Source organism: Flavobacterium plurextorum, from assembly GCF_002217395.1.
In the GTDB taxonomy this organism is placed as follows: domain Bacteria; phylum Bacteroidota; class Bacteroidia; order Flavobacteriales; family Flavobacteriaceae; genus Flavobacterium; species Flavobacterium plurextorum.
The window spans coordinates 1366-3910 of sequence record NZ_MUHD01000025.1 but is presented as its reverse complement, the minus strand read 5'-3'; the positions used below and the strand labels follow the sequence as shown (position 1 = coordinate 3910).

2 protein-coding genes and 1 pseudogene are annotated in these 2545 nt (G+C 31.4%); 1 reads left to right on the top strand and 2 read right to left on the bottom strand.

The window, feature by feature from the left end; genetic code table 11:
• Window positions 1–73 precede the first annotated feature (73 nt).
• Window positions 74–532, bottom strand: coding sequence for an Lrp/AsnC family transcriptional regulator (locus B0A81_RS13395; RefSeq protein ID WP_089052857.1), 459 nt, complete (start codon window positions 530–532; stop codon window positions 74–76).
• A 201-nt stretch (window positions 533–733) separates the two neighbouring features.
• Between B0A81_RS13395 and ald the strand changes: the two genes are divergently transcribed.
• Window positions 734–1852: an alanine dehydrogenase gene (ald, locus tag B0A81_RS13390; protein WP_089058504.1), complete on the top strand. Its 1119-nt coding sequence runs from the start codon at window positions 734–736 to the stop codon at window positions 1850–1852.
• Window positions 1853–1976: 124 nt separating this feature from the next.
• On the opposite strand, the pseudogene B0A81_RS13385 reads toward ald, so the two are convergent.
• Window positions 1977–2545, bottom strand: a pseudogene (locus B0A81_RS13385) (alkaline phosphatase PafA); the annotation flags it as partial.

The window sequence follows — 2545 nt, the reverse complement described above, 5'->3', positions numbered from 1 at the left end:
CTTACTATTAACTAAACCTAACCAAAACCAAATTTTCTAAAAACCATCAAGTTCTCTTGGTGGTTTTTTCTTTTTAAACTGGCAAAACTGTAGTGCTTTTGACTTCCGAAATAACAAAAACAGTATTTATCAGAGATACTTCCGGCAAGATAGAAAGTTTTTTTTGATGAAAATGATGATAGCTTTCCATATCTGGAATTATAATCTTTAGCATATAATCAAAATTTCCAGATACATAATTACATTCCACCACTTCTGGCAGATTCAAAATTGATTGATTAAAACCTTCAGATGTATCATAAGTCTGTTTAGTGAGTGTCACTTGACAATAAACAGTCAAATTGTTCCCCAGTTTTTTCTTATCTAATATAGTTACATATTTCTCTATAATTCCATCTTTCTCAAGTCGTTTCACTCGATCATGAACAGGCGTTAAAGACAAATTTATTTTGTTTGCAATATCTTTTAAAGTGTAATGTGCATCTACTTGTAAAAGACGTAAGATTTTTTTGTCTATTTCATCTAAAGCCATAACGAAAACGTTGTATTAAAATTTATGAAATTTAGTTTTTTTTTCTCTTTGAAGATTTAATCTATCATTCAAAAAGAATAATTTTCTGTAAAATTAAAAAATAAAATAATATTTTCTTATTTATTACCCTGTAAACCATAATTTATTCTCTATCTGTAGATTTGTAAAACAATTTCAATAAAAACAAAAAAATATAACAAAATGATAATAGGTGTTCCAAAAGAAATAAAAAACAACGAAAATCGTGTAGCATTAACTCCAGCAGGAGTTTCTGAAATGAAAAAACACGGACACGTTGTTTACGTTCAATCTACTGCAGGTTTAGGAAGCGGTTTTGCTGATGATGAATATACACAAGCCGGAGCGGTGGTTTTACCAACGATTGAAGAGGTATATGCTATTGCTGAAATGATTATTAAAGTAAAAGAACCAATTGCATCAGAATATCCATTAATCAAGAAAGATCAATTATTATTTACTTATTTCCATTTTGCTTCGTCAGAACCATTAACTCATGCTATGCTAGAAAAAGGTGCAGTATGTTTAGCTTACGAAACAGTTGAAAAAACAGACCGCAGTTTACCATTATTAGTACCAATGTCTGAAGTAGCAGGTCGTATGGCAATTCAACAAGGTGCAAAATATCTAGAAAAACCATTAAAAGGAAGAGGAATTCTTTTAGGAGGTGTTCCAGGTGTTCCACCAGCTAAAGTATTAGTTTTAGGTGGAGGAATCGTAGGAACTCAAGCTGCAAAAATGGCTGCTGGATTAGGAGCTCAAGTTACAATTATGGACTTAAGTCTGCCTCGTTTACGTCAATTAGACGATATTATGCCTGCAAATGTAAATACAGAAATGTCTAACCATTATAATATTACAAGAGCAATTAAAGATGCAGACCTAATTGTTGGTGCGGTTCTAATTCCAGGAGCAAAAGCACCTCACTTAATTACTCGTGACATGCTTAAATTAATGCGCCCAGGAGCTGTTGTTGTGGACGTTGCAGTTGATCAAGGCGGGTGTATTGAAACATGTACTCCAACTACCCACGAAAATCCAACTTTTATTATTGATGATATTGTTCATTACTGTGTAGCAAATATGCCAGGAGCAGTGCCTTATACATCTACTTTAGCTTTAACTAACGCTACTTTGCCTTATGCTGTACAATTAGCAAATAAAGGATGGGAAAAAGCTTGTTCAGAAAATGAAGAATTGAAAAAAGGTTTAAATATTGCAAATGGAAAAATCCTTTACAAAGGGGTTGCTGAAGCATGGAACCTTCCTTACAATGAAGAATTAGTATTGGCAAACGCATAGACCAATTTAAATAAATACTTACTAAGCAATAAAGAAAAAAGGCTTTTCGTAATGAAAAGCCTTTTTTTAATCCTAAAAAAACCTGTTCTTTCAAAAACAGGTTTTTTTATACTTTTTTTATTAATTACTTTTTCTTTTCATCTAAAACTTCTTGTAAGACCTTTGCTTCAGTTCCGTTCGGAAAAGTAACCTTAATTTTTTGCGCAATTGTTGGAGCTATTTCGGTAATTGCTTTTTTATCGTAAGATTCTCCTTTTTTAATATGCCAGCCATAGAAAATAGCAGGTACATGAGTATCATAACTGTAAATCGTACCATGAGAAGTTCCTGTAGTAGAATATTCAATATCTCCAGGTTTGTCAACAATTACTAAATCTCCATTTTGAGTAACGTCATAACCTTTAGCTACAAAATTTAAAGAATAATCATTTCCTCCATTTGCTAAAATTTCCTCTTCAGTATAAACCTTTTTCACTTGAGGCTGCGAAATCAGAAACTCTTTAAAAGCTTGCTTAACTTTCGCTAATTCTAAACGTTTATCTTTTATGATTTGTCTATTAAAGAAAACATTAAAATTTGAATAATTTAAAATCAAATCAACTCCAAAAGTTTTTGTTGAGAAATCCTGTAAGCTTTTCTTAACTTGCTTAGAAGGATAATTATCTACATTATACTTACGATCTTTTAAATAAA

Excerpts from the sequence above, each read along its gene's own strand:
- ald (WP_089058504.1), top strand. The coding sequence starts at position 734 with ATGATAATAGGTGTTCCAAAAGAAATAAAAAACAACGAAAATCGTGTA.
- B0A81_RS13395 (WP_089052857.1), bottom strand. The coding sequence starts at position 532 with ATGGCTTTAGATGAAATAGACAAAAAAATCTTACGTCTTTTACAAGTA.